This is a genomic window from Ferroacidibacillus organovorans (assembly GCF_001516615.1).
GTDB lineage: Bacteria > Bacillota > Bacilli > Alicyclobacillales > SLC66 > Ferroacidibacillus > Ferroacidibacillus ferrooxidans_B.
Genome location: NZ_LPVJ01000019.1, coordinates 23,134 through 37,268, shown reverse-complemented (window position 1 = coordinate 37,268; position 14,135 = coordinate 23,134). Strand labels below are relative to the sequence as shown.

Genomic DNA, 14,135 nt, shown 5'->3' with positions numbered 1-14,135 from the left:
AATTCAAGGCTTTGGGAGGAATTGTTTATGGCTGAGTTATTTACACCCTTTGAAATTGGAAAACTTCATCTAAAAAATCGAATTGTCATGGCGCCGATGTGTCAGTATTCTGTGACAGCAAAAGACGGAATTCCAAACGACTGGCACTTTGTTCACTATGTCACGCGCGCCATTGGCGGTGCCGGACTGATTATCACGGAGATGACCGATGTGGAGCCTGACGGTCGCATCACCGATTTTGATCTTGGGCTGTGGTCCGACGATCAGATCCCCGGATTTGCGCGCGTAATTGATGCGGTGCACAAACACGGCGCCAAAATCGGGATTCAACTCGCACACGCGGGACGAAAGGCCGAGGATGCGCAAAATCCTGTCGCACCTTCTGCTGTTCCTTTTCCAGGTGAGCGCTATAAAATGCCGCGCGCGCTGACGACGGATGAGGTGCGAAAAATGGTTGAGCGTTTTGCAGATGCGGCAGTTCGCGCGGTAAAGGCAGGCGTTGACACGATTGAACTTCACGGCGCGCACGGCTATCTAATTCATCAGTTTCAATCCCCGCTCACAAACCAGCGTCAAGATGAGTATGGACAGGATCTGGCGCGCTTTGGCGTCGAGATCATCCGCGCGGTAAAAGCGGTCATTCCATCCGACATGCCGCTCATCATGCGCCTCTCTGCCGTAGAGTATGTTGACGGCGGCTACGGGTTGTCCCACACGATTGAGATGGCCAAAGCGTACAAAACGGCTGGCGTCGACCTTTTTCATGTGAGCTCCGGCGGCGAAGGCCCGATTGGTTCAGGTGGACGCCCAGGAATATCTCCCGGCTATCAGGTTCCATTCGCTCGCGCCATTCGCGAGGCGATAGGCATACCCGTCATCGCGGTGGGTCGCCTTGAGGACCCCGCACTCGCAGAGGCTGTCATTGCAAACAGGGACGCCGATCTTGTCGCCATCGCGCGCGGACTCCTCAAAGATCCCTACTGGCCTCTCCACGCCGCACTCGCGCTTCGCGCCACACCGGAAGTTCCTAAACAGTACGCCCGCGCTTTTTAAGTGCGGGTTTTGCTTAACACTCCCCTTCGCTTCACCTTACTCAGACAATCTGATCGACTGTGAGACACGTCCTGCGCGCGGTGCATAAAAACTGACAGTGATTTCCTCGTGTGGAATGCCTCGAACCACCCACTCTACGGTAGTGCGCTGCCGAATTGGCGTCGCCCATGTGTCACGGCCACCATAACCGTCAAGATGATCCATCGCCTGCAAGGAGTTGCCACCCAGTATTTCGATATTCCCACTGAGGGTAGCGGTAAGTCTGTCCAAGGTGAGCGACTTACCTTTTTCCGTGCTCGACGTCGGCAAAAACCCGCCATTTGCGACTTCTGCCGCGATGCGGTACACGTGATCTGCCTCTTTTGTAACGTGTAGATAAGAAATGAAGAGTTTCGGCGCAGCAAGGCCGAGCCGCGTCAAAAATGGCGCGATACGCGCGCATTCTTCCTCTAAAAGATGGAGCGGCGGATTCTGAATGACGTATTTTGGATGAAGTCCGCCAATTTCAACTGGGCCAAAATCAGGGTGATGAAATGGCGCCCAGGGAAAAACTCCGATGCCTGCAGCCTCGCGGTCCGCCCAAGCGTAAATTTTCCGCTCATCTTCAACGCGCTCCTCCGGCGTGCGATGGATCATGCGGCGCATTCCGAGTTCACCATATCCGCGCGCTCCTGCGCGATGCGCCAAATCCCACAGCTCAACGGTAAACCCGAGTATGCCGAGATGGTCATACATCCAGTCATCCGCGGCGCCTGGCATCAAAACATCTTCGCGGCCTGTCGCGAATTTGTCAAAGTTTGACCCAGCGAAATATCCACTGACTTCTGCGCCCATCTCGGCAACACGCGTAAAAAGATGTCGATCAAAAGGCGATAAAACAGCGTCATCCCCTGTTGAAGGTTGACGCAAAATGACGCCACCTGACGTGTGCAACGCTGCGTAAGAAGCGATATTGGGATGTGCGATGATCCACTGCGCAAAGCTTCTCAACTCAGGCTCGGAGAGTGGAAATGGGCCTGCTCCTTCTTGCACCGACTCATTCGCCCAGCGAATCGGGAAGTTTCGATTAAAATCCATACCACTTTGCGCGCGATTATAGGCTCTTGCAAATGGCGGCAAGTTCCCGGAGCGCGATTTGCGACGGATCCTCCCCTCCGGAAAAACGTGGTAATAGATTCCCCCGATCTCACCTGGACGTCGGTGACGCATCACGCGCGGGTCGATCTCATCGGGAACAAACGCTCCATCTTCTGCCTGGATGCGCATGTGCAGGATGACACCATCGCCGTTGACATCGTCTGGATAAAATCCTTCTGGCGATTCAGAATAAGGGTACGTATGCGGGCTTGAACGAAGCCATGCTGGTGTTGTCAGGTAGGCCTCAGCCCCATCCACGGCGAGTCTTGGTACAACATACACCGTGTGATCGTCCAACAGCGCTGTAACTTCTGGATCTGTTCCATACGCTTCAAGGCACTGCGCAATCCAATACATCGCGGCGGAACTTCCTGTCAACTCCCCTGCGTGAATGTTGGCGTCAACCAAAACGGCCGATTTTTCCTCCGCAGAGAAACGTTCAGACTGCGTCAATGTGACAACAGGAATCTCACGTCCTTCGCGACTCGTCCCCAACACTTCGACACGCATGAGCGATGGATACTGACGCAAAAGAGCCCGAAGTTCCCTCCACATGTCTTCAAATCCCAAGTAGCGTGCCTTCACTTTGTTCCCCCCTCAGCTAACCCATATGCGATGAAAGCCACACTTTGGCACTCACAAATTCGGATTGCAGCAACCCATGGCCTGCATTCTGCCATTCGTGAGACACCACAGCGCCTGCTGTAACGAGTGTTTTTTCTAACCTTTCACTCGAATCATTCGGAACAATCGGATCTTCACGGCCAGACGACATAAATACGGCGTGCCCCAAAAGGTCAGGCAAACGTGAAGGGGTAAGCGGCATCATCGCGCGAAAGAGGATCGCAGCCGAAAGCACCTCCGGCTCAAGCAGTAACAGACTCGCCGCGATGTTCGCGCCATTTGAATAGCCGACCGCGATCCATTCGCCTTCGCGAATCCCGTAATGCTCCTTTGCCTCTTCAAGAAATGCGGCGAGTTCACGTGTGCGAAAGATCAAATCCTCTTCATCAAACACGCCTTCTGAGAGACGTCGAAAAAAACGGTTCGCCTGACCTTCCTTCACCTTTCCGCGAATTCCTAAAAGCGATGCTTCAGGCGCCAAAAATGCGCCGAGTGAGAGCAGATCATTCTCATCGCCTCCCGTGCCGTGCAAGAGAATCAAAATTTTCTTCGAATGTCCCTGCTTTCGTACAAACGTGTGATGAAAATCCATCGCGCTCCCCTTTTCCTTTTGTGCCATCGCGTGATTTTACCATCTTCCGATCATCCATGGACCCATTCATTCAGCCGTTATTTCCACAGGCAAAAATTGCACCACAGGTAGGTGTTGCCCGTGTATTAAAAATTGCGGGGATGTACGGCATCCCCGCAATCTCTTCAAACCTCATAGTTCAACCTCAACGAACGACCAGAACCGGGACATGTGATCGATTGAGAACACCATGGCTTACGCTGCCGATCAACAAGCGATCAAGTGCGCCTCTGCCGTGACTCCCCATGACGATTAAATCTGCAGATTGCTCTTTCGCAAATTCGCAGATCACCGCAGCTGGATACCCCACACGCTGTTGAAAATTCACGCGAGCCTGAAACGAAGAAAAAGCATCCCCGACAATTTCCTTTTTAATCGTGGTGACAATCTCTTCGTTGTATTCAGGTTCTGCAATGGTTGGAACGCCAGGAATGCTCCCCGCATAGAGCGGATCGTGATAGGCTGTAGAAACATAGAGAACGGTAAGATTCGCCTCGGTCCAACGCGTCAACAAATCAATAATCATCGGAATCGCTTCGCGGGATGCACCTGAACCGTCTGTTGCATACAGGATATGGTTCATCTTTGATTCCCCCTTTTCTCTTTTATTATACCCCATCTTGCGCTTTTAAGAGATTCTAAGCGATGGTTCAAATTCAGTTTAAATAGATGCACTTCAGTGCCCGCTTTGAAACAGGCGTTTGAGCGCTTGTGCAGTCGCGCTTCCCCAAAGCAAAAGCGTGAAACACCATGCGACAATGGCAAAGATCAAAAATGTCGCGACGAATCGTGACAAGAAGTGCAAACCCGGAAACTGACTGATGAAAAAAAGCGACACAGCGTACATGCCAAGCGGAAAAATGATACTCCACAGACCTGTCTCATAGTGCAAGAGTTTTCGCAGCGAGCGATATTTCCATCCACCCATGATGAGAAGTAGGGGAAACCACCAGCTTCCCCACGCCCACATCATGACGGTGAGCGCGACGACAAAAGAGTGCACAAGGCGCAAAAAAGAGGACTCTAAGTCTGGCGATGCAAGGTGGGCTCCCGCAACGGTCGCAATCGCCATCGCACCCATGTTAATCCAATACGAAGGGGCAAGATCTTCTTGGCGCACGCCACAAAAAAAGAAGCGATAGAGAATAAAGACGATAAATAAAAGATAAAAAAGGATTCCGAGAGCCCATAACGCAAAAGACGCGACTAAAATCCATTCGCGCTCTTCTCCCGTGTGTGTCGCAACGAGCGTGCCGACAATCGCAAGCGACTGCGTCGCAACGGGCGCCAACAGCCACGAACCATTGACAACCTCTGCAATCGGGCGCACATTCTCAAAAATCAGGTATGCAAACTGCATATACAAAAGCGCCATCCAAGAAAGGAGACCCATTAAAGCGAGAAGAACCATCAACCAGAGTTCGTGTGTGCCGTTAAGGCGAATCGCAAGTACATCTGTCGCGGCAACCAGTGTCAAAAAGCCAAAGCTGCGTTCTGGATGAATAAAGTCCGCGCGCATGTACGAAGCGAAACGAATCCACCTAAATCCGTACAGAAGCAAAAAACTGATGAAAAAAATGAATGAAAGCACAAGAAAAAAATTTGAAACTACTCGCCATCCATTCAATTCGGATCCCACTGAGAGAATTCCCGTCGCCATGACCACTGAAAAATAGGCGGGACTAAGTGTGCGAATGCGCGTTTGAAACCACGCTCTCCACTGCAATGGACCCCTGTCAATCTTCGATCGGACCAAATTCCAACTCGCTCCATTCCTCTGTCTCACCATTTTCCCACGTCACCACAAGCGTTCGCAATAAACAGGCCGGGTTGCTCTGAATGTCAATCACCTTACCATCCAGGTTACAATCAGGATGTCTCACGCGATCCCCAGGCTTCAGACGCATCGTGATCTCCTCCATTCTCACACTATTTTACGACAGCCTTCTTCCAATGAGAGATTTCATTTTTTCTAAACGCCATTTCCTTGACATCTCCATGTAGATCCTATATATTATTAAAGCAGTGGTTTTGATTCAATCCCAAGCCACCTGATGGCGAGACTTCAAACCATGCGGGTGTGGCGGAATTGGCAGACGCACCAGACTTAGGATCTGGCGGGCAACCGTGGGGGTTCGAGTCCCTTCACCCGCACCATGATCAAACACTTCGGAGTTTAGCGCAGCTTGGTAGCGCGCCTGCCTTGGGAGCAGGAGGCCACAGGTTCGAATCCTGTAACTCCGACCATTAAAAGTCCGTGGAAACGGGCTTTTTTCATTTCTTCTCCACATTATTACACCCCCCTACCTGAATTCTTCTCGATCCTGTGACCGCCATGGATAAAACACATCATCACGCCGCATTTACCTTAACCCGAAGCTTCCTTGGTACGTCTTTTAAAAACGGGCGATCGACTCAGTACGTATCCCAATCGCACACATACCCTATGAAGGTGACACGAAAGGAGGGAATGTGTGTGGGTACATTTGGCGGCTACACGCGTTGGGCTGTTGTGTTTCTGATTATTTTCGTACTGTTCTTCTTGCTCGTTCCAGGTGTCGGCGCTGGTTATGGCGCTGCAGGTACAGGTGTTGGTGTCGGCGGCGTTTACTAAGTTTCATGTTTCGGTCATTCGCTATGAAAGAGAGGTTTTCACACATGGGCACGTTTGGGAGTTATACCCAATGGGCGATTGTGTTTTTGATCATCTTTGTACTATTTTTCCTCTTTGTCCCGACATACGGTGGCGGGGCCTACTAATGACAATTGCTGAGAAGCGGGGGAAATTTTCCCCGCTTGACATTCTCAGCTATACTCCGTTGAGGCAAGACGCAATGCGTCTTGCCTCATCGCGTCATGTCTGTTTTTTTTCAAAGAAACGTGCAGGGACGCACCGCAAACCGTGAAACACATCTTGCGCCCCTGCGCATGTCACTGCAATGATTTACGAAACTTGAGCACTCAAAGCCGGAAAACCCATGATCCAAACTGACATCAATGCAACAGCAAACGTGAAAACCAGTCCCAGCACAAGTGCGCCGAGGTGATACGGCGGTCCATCCCCCTCTGTGGCATGCATGAAAAAGTACAGTTGAACGATAATTTGCAGGCCAGCAAGGATCATCAGCGCGATCAGAAGCGGACCAAGTGCAAACGTACGCTTTAAGGCGAACGTAAACGCGAGTGCGGTCAACACGAGCGAAGAGAGATAGCCGACAATATATTTCCTCGCCGAATGTTTGGGATGGATTCCATCACCCATTTTTTCGGATTCCACATCCATCTTACATCACCACCCCAGATAAATAGACGACTGTGAAAATGAACACCCACACAACGTCGAGAAAGTGCCAATACAGATTGACGATGAAAAGCTTGCGCGCCGTGACGCGCGTGATTCCTCGGCGAGCGATTTGAATCCATGTCACAATCATCCAGCCAATGCCGATCGAGACGTGGAGCCCGTGTGTGCCGACAAGCGTATAAAATGCCGACAAAAAGGCGCTGCGCTGCATCGTCGCTCCTCTGGCGACATTGGCGGTAAACTCACTGATCTCAAAACCGAGAAATCCAAGACCTAGCAGTACCGTCACAGCGATCCAGGCCATCACAGCCGATTTGTTTCGATTGCGCATGGCAAGCGTTGCGAGTCCACCTGTAAAACTGCTCGTGAGCAAGAGAAACGTTTCCGCCGCAAATCCAGGCACATCAAACAGTTGCTTTGCGGTCAGGCCGCCGTCCGTATGCGTGCGCAACACGAGGTACGTTGCAAATAAGCAGCCAAACAGCAGCATATCGGTCGCAAGAAAAATCCAGAAACCGAGAATCTTGATCGATTGTTCAGGATCCTGGTATTCAAGCGGTTTTGCCTCATTCTCAGCGCGTCCATGGAGAGCGTGTTCTACATAAGCCATGATCACAACCTCCCCAATGCGGCTTCTGTCTCGCGAATTTCATCAATTGGAACCGTATGCTCATCGCCATATTCGAATGCGCGAAAGAGCAGGCAGAGCAAGATACCAATGAGCCCAATCACTGCGATGGGAATCCAGCCAAAAACCAGCCCGAATCCTGCCACAAAAAATGAGAGTCCAAGCAAAAACGGGCGACCCGAATTTTTCGGCATGTGAATTGGCTTGATCATTTCCGGCTTGAGTTTCAGAAGATCAGTCTCCTGCCGCTCCTTGAGTTCCCACCACATGTCACGCTCTGTCACCGTCGGAATCACGGCAAAATTGTAGTGCGGCGCAGGGGATGGAAGCGACCATTCGAGTGTACGGGCATCCCACGGATCGCCTGTTTTATCACGCTCGCCATGCTTAATACTGTAAAGCACCTGAATGACGATAAAAAGAAAGCCAAGTCCCATGATGTAGGCGCCAACGGTCGAGATGAAATTGAGCGTTCCCCACCCCATATCCGTGGGATAGGTGTACATACGGCGCTGCATTCCCATGAAACCAAGCGCGTATTGTGGCATGAAGCAGACATAAAAGCCAATGTTAAAGAGCCAAAACGCAATTTTCCCAAGTCGCACATCAAGCATAAAGCCGAACATTTTTGGCCACCAGTAGTACATGCCGGCAAGCATTCCAAAGACGACGCCGCCAATCAATACCTGATGGAAATGGGCGATTAGAAAGTAGCTGTTGTGATACTGATAATCTGCAGGCGCTGCAGCCAACATCACACCGGTTGCCCCACCGATGGCAAAGCATGGGACAAAGGCGATCGTCCACAGCATGGGCAGTGTCAGTCGAATGCGCCCGCGAAACATCGTGAACAGCCAGTTGAATACTTTGACGCCAGTCGGTATGGCGACAAGCATCGAAGCGACGGCAAAGAATGTGTTGACCCCAGCTCCAGCGCCCATCGTAAAAAAGTGGTGGGCCCACACAAAGTAACTGATGACGCTGATCAGCATGAGCGATAACACCATGGAGGAGTAACCAAAGACGCGCTTTCGCGCAAATGTGGCAACCACCTCAGAGTAGATGCCAAAGGCAGGCAAAATGACAATGTACACCTCCGGGTGTCCCCACACCCAGAAGAGATTGACGAACATCATCGGATCGCCGCCGTGCAAGATCGTAAAAAAGTGAGTCCCCACCACGCGATCAAGTGTCAGCAGCGCGAGCGCGATGGCAAGCGCCGGAAAGGCGAAAATGATGACAACGCTCGCCGCAACAACCGACCAGGTAAAAAGCGGCATCCGCATGAGTTTCATTCCTGGCGCGCGCATCTTAAAAATGGTGGCCAAGAAATTGATTCCCGTCGCGATACTTCCAATACCAGAGATCTGAACGGCAAGCAGGTAGTAGTTCTCTCCCGGTCCAAAATCAAAACCAAGCTCCGACAGCGGCGGATAACTGACCCAACCGGCATCAGGCGATCCGCCAAAAACAAAGGAAATGTTAAAGAGCATTGCGCCAAAAAAGAAGAGCCAAAACGAGATCGCATTTAAATAAGGAAATGCAACGTCACGCGCACCAATTTGGAGCGGCACCACAATATTGAATAAGGCAAAGATAAAGGGCATCGCCATAAACAAAATCATGATGGTACCGTGTGTCGTAAAGATTTGGTCATAGTGTTCAGCGCTTAGAAAATGATTTCCCGGCACGGCGAGTTGTGTCCGCAATAACAGCGCGTCAACGCCTCCGCGAAACAGCATCAAGAGCGCCGCAATCAGATACATGATGCCTATTTTCTTATGATCGACGGTTGTAAGCCATTCGCGCCATAGCCACTTCCAGCGGTGCAATCGCGTGAGCGCCACGACAATGCCAAGCGATGTGAGAAGGATCAATACATCTGAGGCCCAGATCATCGGGCCTTCATTCCACATCAGATACGTTGTCGTAAAATGTGAGAGCCAAGCTGGCATGTCTGTCACTCCTTTCTCAATGAGATGAACTTTGTTTCATCGTACTCATGCTTTGTGCCGGCAGCATGCCAGGCATATACCGTCCACCGTCAGCCCAAACCGTTCCGTTAAACAGATTCGGCGGAATCGAAGAATACTGAGTGGTCCCGATGACACTCGGCTTTTTGAGTTGATCGTAAACCGCATACGTGAGAGGGCTTGACGTCGCCTTGACACTGCGAACCCATCCATAAAATTGATCCGCCGGTTTTGCGATCACATTAAAATTCATGTGTGCAAACCCGCGACCAGTAAAGTTTGCGCCGTGCCCATAGAACGTTCCTGCCTGGTTCGCCTGAAGCCATAGGCGCATCGCCATTCCAGGCATGGTATACTCTTGTCCACCGAGTTGGGGAACCCAAAACGAATTCATCGGCGCGTCCGACGTAAGCACAAAATTAATCGGCACGCCCGTCGGAATGACCGCGTAATTCACGGTGGCAATTTTCTGGCCAGGATACTGAAATAGCCATTTCCAATCGAGTGACGTCACATCGACAGTGATCGGAGGTATGTTGTTTTCTGGCGGACGGACAAGTGCAAACGTCGTTTTTCCAGTGAAATAGCCGAGAATGCCGACGATGACGATCGGTATCCCCCACCAGACCACTTCCAGCACGCGACTCTCTGACCATTTTGGAAGATACGGCGCGCGGTTTCCTGGTTTATCACGATAACGCCAAACGATAAAGACTAAGAGTCCCAATACAGGTATGATGACGATTGCGGTGAGAATGACGGAGAGAAGAATCAGATGAAGTTCTTCTTTCCCAACGGGCCCCACGGGGTCAAGCACCATATACTGCGGACCACAACCTGACAAAAGCAGGGTTATTGCAGAAGCGCCGAGCAATCCCAGACGGATTCGTCGCTTTTTTATTTTTTCGCGCATATTCGCTCACTCCTTCCCTTCATGCCATGTCACGCGAAGCCGTAAACAGCGCGCACTCCCCACACAGAAATCTGCATCGATTGAGCGCAGTCTTGTTCTCGACTCCAATACGAGCATATCTCGCGATTCGTCTTTGAGTAAGACATAAGCCTGCTAGGCAGACTCCCCCCAGACAGACCAATTTTTGTAGTCCATAAAGACTAAACGTCCATTCTACAGAATCAGAAACTTTTTTCGCATCTATATAAGTGAGTGCGAACCCATTCACCGAAATAGCAAAAAAAGCCCCCACCACCGCTTGCCTGCGGATCTGGAAGCCAATCCTGTCTTAGTGCCGGACTCGCACACAGAGACTGACGATTTGTGTCAGCCCCTTCTTGGGGCTTATTCAATCACCCGTTGACCCAACAACCAAAATGAAGAATCTTATCGCTTTTCAAAGTCTAAAACGTCGTAAATGTCATTCACTCGGGAGCAAACGCTCATTTAGCAATCGATTGAACAAGATATTGTTCTCGAGATGAATATGCTGAAAAATATCAGTTTCCAGCTCTTCCAGCTTCTCAAAAACATAAGCGTAAGTGGCACAGGCATCCTCTGGCAATGCGTAATTATCCGTAACCTTGCGCATCATCTTGACAATGTCACCAGTTGCCTCATGTTCTTGATCGAGTTTTTCCACCGCAGCAATCACTGCCCCAAGTTTCCCTGGCGTTCGGATCTGTTCATAGTCAATAATTTGCAAAAAGACGGATTGCTCTTCGGCAATCATGTGCTGTTCCATGTCCGTTCGCAATTGACTAAACAAACGATGCACCTGAGACAGCACTTGTCCGTGATTTTCCCCATGTACTCGGAGAATTTTTGCCGTTAGCTCCGACATGGGCGGAAAGACCTTGTTCAGATACGCATGGTGTCTATTTACAATATGGTGAATGAGTTGTTCCATGGAAGCCTTCGACCAATCCGTGATTTCGATCCCCTGTCGAACGGCTTCTCTATAACGTTCATTGAGCTCCTTGAGAAGAGAGGAACCGTCGATGCTATGTTCAGCGATCGCTTCAGACAATGGTTGATCACCTCCACAGCAGAAATCGATATGATATCGCTTGAAAATATCTCCTGCCTGTGGAAATTTCACAACAATATCCCCGAGCCTATGATCTTCGGTAAACATTGTCTCCGCTTGGTCGCGCATCATGAACGGCACCTCCAGTTTATTCCATCAAAACAAGAATGGATCTGATCTGCCTGATCTGTATCTCAAACATAGCAGGCGGAATCATGCTGGACAGTGATAAGAATCACATTCAATGGGATACGTAGCAAAGTATCTCCAGTTGCGCCAAAGTTTCACCAAGCCCAAAGTCCCTGCCTCCTGCATACCCCGCAGGACAGCAAAAACCGCGCATCCGCGCGGTTTCCTTTGGTGAGCCATGATGGACTCGAACCATCGACACCCTGATTAAAAGTCAGGTGCTCTGCCAACTGAGCTAATGGCTCTTACGTATGGCTGGGGAGGTAGGGATCGAACCTACGAATGACGGAGTCAAAGTCCGTTGCCTTACCACTTGGCGACTCCCCAACATGGGGTGAGCGATGGGGATCGAACCCACGTATGCCGGAGCCACAATCCGGTGCGTTAACCGCTTCGCCACGCCCACCATATCGTCAAATTTCTGGCAGGGGCGGCAGGATTCGAACCCACGACATGCGGTTTTGGAGACCGCCGTTCTACCAGCTGAACTACGCCCCTATTCCTTTCAACGTTTTCAAAGTATACACGGGGTGAGGTGAAATGTCAAATCTACGCAATTGGGCATCACGCATACTTTCACCTGTTCTGTTGGAAGTCAGAATGCGACATAAAGCCTTTCTGTGAAAAGGAATGAAAATCTGTTCTGCCGCATTTATAAAAAGAAGATAAGGTTACACAAGATCTCATCTTGCGAATGGGCAACTACCGACACCGTTTAGGGTAATGATTCCATGTAACACGAATGAAACGCTTGAATAAGCACAATTCATATTGACGAATGAAGGACTGGCTTTCTATAATCAGGGAAAGTCCATTCGTGAAGACCCGTGGGAGGTTCTCCTTTGTTTCTTGACGTGGTGTCTGCACTCCTATCCTTCTTATTCGCATTCGCATTTGTTCCGGCAATGCGTCACATTGCCATAAAAACCGGGTTTGTCGATCTGCCAACAGAACGCAAGGCGCATAAAAATCCTCTCCCCATGCTGGGAGGGGCTGCGATGCTTGTCGCGTTTATGTTGTCAACCATTCTTGTCAGGCATGATTTTCTGCACGCTACATGGCGCACCGACAAACCATTTATCGGAATGGCAGCCGGTGCCCTTCTTATGTTTATCGTCGGCATGGTTGATGACTACGCAAAGACGAGAAGAAAGGAATTTCCCGCGTGGCCAAAGTTTGCGGCGCAGATTGTTGCAGCCTCTTTCTTGGTCGCATCCGGTGTCGTCATTCGCGGCATTGAAGACCCTGTCCACGGTGCATATTTTATCACTTTTTCGCCGTGGATCAGGGATTTTCTCACGATTGTATGGGTCGTCGGGATCGTGAATGTGTTTAATTTTCTCGATGGAATGGACGGTTTGGCAGGTGGAATCGCCGCGATCAGCGCCACAACGCTGATGATCATCTCAACCATTAAGGGAGACAGTACTTCCGCCATCCTCGCCGCTTCTCTGATTGGTGTCACACTCGCTTTCTTGCGATACAATTTTTACCCTGCCCGCATTATTATGGGAGACGCAGGATCAACCTTTCTCGGTTATGTACTGGCCGCCATTGCCGTCATGGGAGCATTCAAGTCAGCCACTGTTGTATCCATCTTTGTGCCGATCCTCGCGCTTGGGGTACCTATTTTTGATGCACTTTACGTCGTTTTACGCCGCGCCCGTGAACGGCGTCCACTACATAAAGCGGATCGAACACACGGTCACTATCGCTTGATGGCTTCAGGGCTAACACAGATACAAACCGTCAGCGTTATGTACTTGGTCGCCCTCGCTTTTTGTCTCGCCTCGATTCTCATCGCCATCACGACACGCTAGTTTAGTCCACTTACCCCACACCCTCCAAATCAGAGGGTGTGGGTTTTTTATTTGCCATAAAAACGTCTAGAACTCGCGCGCATGGAATACGATGAGACAAGCTGTTCGATTGAGCATGTACAAAACCTATTCGGGGACAAATTTTTAACAAAGAGAGCTGAAACATTCTCATGGATAAAATTCGCATCTTAAAAATCATTATATTAAGGGTTTTTGTAGCCGTCCTCTATTTGTTCATCGGGGGCACATGCGCGCTTCAAGGCATTCGCATTGCAGAGGCTGGCACAGCCGCACAAATTCCCCAGCTCGAAGGAGATGGAGGAGGAAACTTTCTGTATGGCGATCTGATTGTGATCGCAGGAATTCTGTTCATTTTTAAACCGCGCCTCGCCGCTCCCCTTATCCTGCTTTCCTCCCTGCTGGGCATGCTTGTCAGTCTCATTTACCAAGATGAACAGCTCATCCGTATATCGATGATGAGTTTGATCAGCGGCTGCGTCATCCTGCTCTCTCCACTTTTAACACGAGTGATTCACGCTGCAATAAAAAAGGCCGCTTCAATGAAGCGACCTAAAATCACGCAGATTCTGTGAAATCTCAAGTGGAGGGGGTAGGATTCGAACCTACGAAGCTTTCGCAACGGATTTACAGTCCGCCCCAGTTGGCCACTTTGGTACCCCTCCAAGCCTTTACAGCTTTTCTAGTATAACATCAACGGGGCAAAAAAGAAAACCCGTTGATCACACTCTTTTTTTCAAACTGTGATATGCTCATCCTGTCGCAACACGCCAGAT

The 14,135-nt window shown here is 50.3% G+C and carries 14 protein-coding genes and 7 tRNA genes; 6 read left to right on the top strand and 15 right to left on the bottom strand.

The genetic code is table 11. The annotated features are described in order from the left end of the window. The first annotated feature begins 27 nt into the window (after positions 1 to 27). A complete protein-coding gene (locus ATW55_RS06115) occupies positions 28 to 1,053 on the top strand; it encodes an NADH:flavin oxidoreductase/NADH oxidase (RefSeq protein ID WP_067714145.1) in 1,026 nt (341 codons plus the stop codon). 36 nt (positions 1,054 to 1,089) lie between these two features. Here ATW55_RS06115 and ATW55_RS06110 read toward each other — a convergent pair whose 3' ends face one another. From ATW55_RS06110 to ATW55_RS16270, 5 genes are all read right to left on the bottom strand, one after another. After that, entirely contained in the window at positions 1,090 to 2,775 is a 1,686-nt protein-coding gene (locus tag ATW55_RS06110) for a M14 family metallopeptidase (RefSeq protein ID WP_235587026.1), read from the bottom strand. Between the two features lie 16 nt (positions 2,776 to 2,791). Continuing rightward, positions 2,792 to 3,406 carry an alpha/beta hydrolase gene (locus tag ATW55_RS06105; protein WP_067714143.1) on the bottom strand — a complete coding sequence of 205 codons (615 nt, stop codon included), beginning with the start codon at positions 3,404 to 3,406 and terminating at the stop codon, positions 2,792 to 2,794. Positions 3,407 to 3,590: 184 nt separating this feature from the next. Beyond that, positions 3,591 to 4,028: a universal stress protein gene (locus tag ATW55_RS06100; RefSeq protein ID WP_067714141.1), complete on the bottom strand. Its 438-nt coding sequence runs from the start codon at positions 4,026 to 4,028 to the stop codon at positions 3,591 to 3,593. 93 nt (positions 4,029 to 4,121) lie between these two features. After that, positions 4,122 to 5,201, bottom strand: a complete 1,080-nt coding sequence (locus ATW55_RS06095; RefSeq protein WP_160327174.1) for a tellurite resistance/C4-dicarboxylate transporter family protein — start codon at positions 5,199 to 5,201, stop codon at positions 4,122 to 4,124. Then, on the bottom strand, positions 5,182 to 5,352 hold the full coding sequence (locus tag ATW55_RS16270; protein ID WP_160327173.1) for a hypothetical protein: 171 nt from the start codon (positions 5,350 to 5,352) through the stop codon (positions 5,182 to 5,184). The genes ATW55_RS06095 and ATW55_RS16270 overlap by 20 nt, the downstream gene beginning before the upstream one ends. A 167-nt stretch (positions 5,353 to 5,519) precedes the next feature. Between ATW55_RS16270 and ATW55_RS06090 the strand changes: the two genes are divergently transcribed. The 3 genes from ATW55_RS06090 to ATW55_RS16455 all read left to right on the top strand — a co-directional run bounded on the left by ATW55_RS06090 (position 5,520) and on the right by ATW55_RS16455 (position 6,059). Beyond that, a tRNA-Leu gene (locus ATW55_RS06090) sits at positions 5,520 to 5,602 on the top strand. Positions 5,603 to 5,615: 13 nt separating this feature from the next. Beyond that, positions 5,616 to 5,692, top strand: a tRNA-Pro gene (locus ATW55_RS06085). A 229-nt stretch (positions 5,693 to 5,921) separates the two neighbouring features. Continuing rightward, positions 5,922 to 6,059, top strand: coding sequence for a hypothetical protein (locus ATW55_RS16455; RefSeq protein ID WP_162839390.1), 138 nt, complete (start codon positions 5,922 to 5,924; stop codon positions 6,057 to 6,059). Between the two features lie 330 nt (positions 6,060 to 6,389). Here ATW55_RS16455 and ATW55_RS06080 read toward each other — a convergent pair whose 3' ends face one another. The 9 genes from ATW55_RS06080 to ATW55_RS06040 form a co-directional block, all read right to left on the bottom strand. Beyond that, positions 6,390 to 6,728 carry a cytochrome o ubiquinol oxidase subunit IV gene (locus ATW55_RS06080; protein WP_082685596.1) on the bottom strand — a complete coding sequence of 113 codons (339 nt, stop codon included), beginning with the start codon at positions 6,726 to 6,728 and terminating at the stop codon, positions 6,390 to 6,392. Position 6,729: 1 nt separating this feature from the next. Continuing rightward, entirely contained in the window at positions 6,730 to 7,359 is a 630-nt protein-coding gene (locus tag ATW55_RS06075) for a cytochrome (ubi)quinol oxidase subunit III (protein WP_067714132.1), read from the bottom strand. A 2-nt stretch (positions 7,360 to 7,361) separates the two neighbouring features. After that, positions 7,362 to 9,332, bottom strand: a complete 1,971-nt coding sequence (locus ATW55_RS06070) for a cbb3-type cytochrome c oxidase subunit I (protein WP_067714129.1) — start codon at positions 9,330 to 9,332, stop codon at positions 7,362 to 7,364. A gap of 16 nt (positions 9,333 to 9,348) precedes the next feature. Continuing rightward, positions 9,349 to 10,263 (bottom strand): ubiquinol oxidase subunit II, encoded by a 915-nt coding sequence (locus tag ATW55_RS06065; RefSeq protein ID WP_067714126.1) that lies wholly within the window; start codon positions 10,261 to 10,263, stop codon positions 9,349 to 9,351. Positions 10,264 to 10,723: 460 nt separating this feature from the next. Next, positions 10,724 to 11,464, bottom strand: a complete 741-nt coding sequence (ric, locus tag ATW55_RS06060; protein ID WP_201024937.1) for an iron-sulfur cluster repair di-iron protein — start codon at positions 11,462 to 11,464, stop codon at positions 10,724 to 10,726. A gap of 226 nt (positions 11,465 to 11,690) precedes the next feature. Then, positions 11,691 to 11,766, bottom strand: a tRNA-Lys gene (locus ATW55_RS06055). 7 nt (positions 11,767 to 11,773) lie between these two features. Further along, positions 11,774 to 11,848: transfer RNA gene (locus tag ATW55_RS06050), tRNA-Gln, on the bottom strand. Positions 11,849 to 11,851: 3 nt separating this feature from the next. Beyond that, positions 11,852 to 11,927 (bottom strand) — tRNA-His (locus ATW55_RS06045). Positions 11,928 to 11,943: 16 nt separating this feature from the next. Continuing rightward, positions 11,944 to 12,019, bottom strand: a tRNA-Trp gene (locus ATW55_RS06040). A 344-nt stretch (positions 12,020 to 12,363) separates the two neighbouring features. Here ATW55_RS06040 and ATW55_RS06035 point away from each other — a divergent pair. After that, positions 12,364 to 13,341 carry an MraY family glycosyltransferase gene (locus tag ATW55_RS06035; protein ID WP_235587025.1) on the top strand — a complete coding sequence of 326 codons (978 nt, stop codon included), beginning with the start codon at positions 12,364 to 12,366 and terminating at the stop codon, positions 13,339 to 13,341. A 170-nt stretch (positions 13,342 to 13,511) separates the two neighbouring features. Beyond that, positions 13,512 to 13,934, top strand: coding sequence for a hypothetical protein (locus ATW55_RS06030; RefSeq protein WP_067714120.1), 423 nt, complete (start codon positions 13,512 to 13,514; stop codon positions 13,932 to 13,934). 9 nt (positions 13,935 to 13,943) lie between these two features. On the opposite strand, the gene ATW55_RS06025 is transcribed toward ATW55_RS06030, so the two are convergent. Further along, positions 13,944 to 14,024: transfer RNA gene (locus tag ATW55_RS06025), tRNA-Tyr, on the bottom strand. Positions 14,025 to 14,135 lie beyond the last annotated feature (111 nt).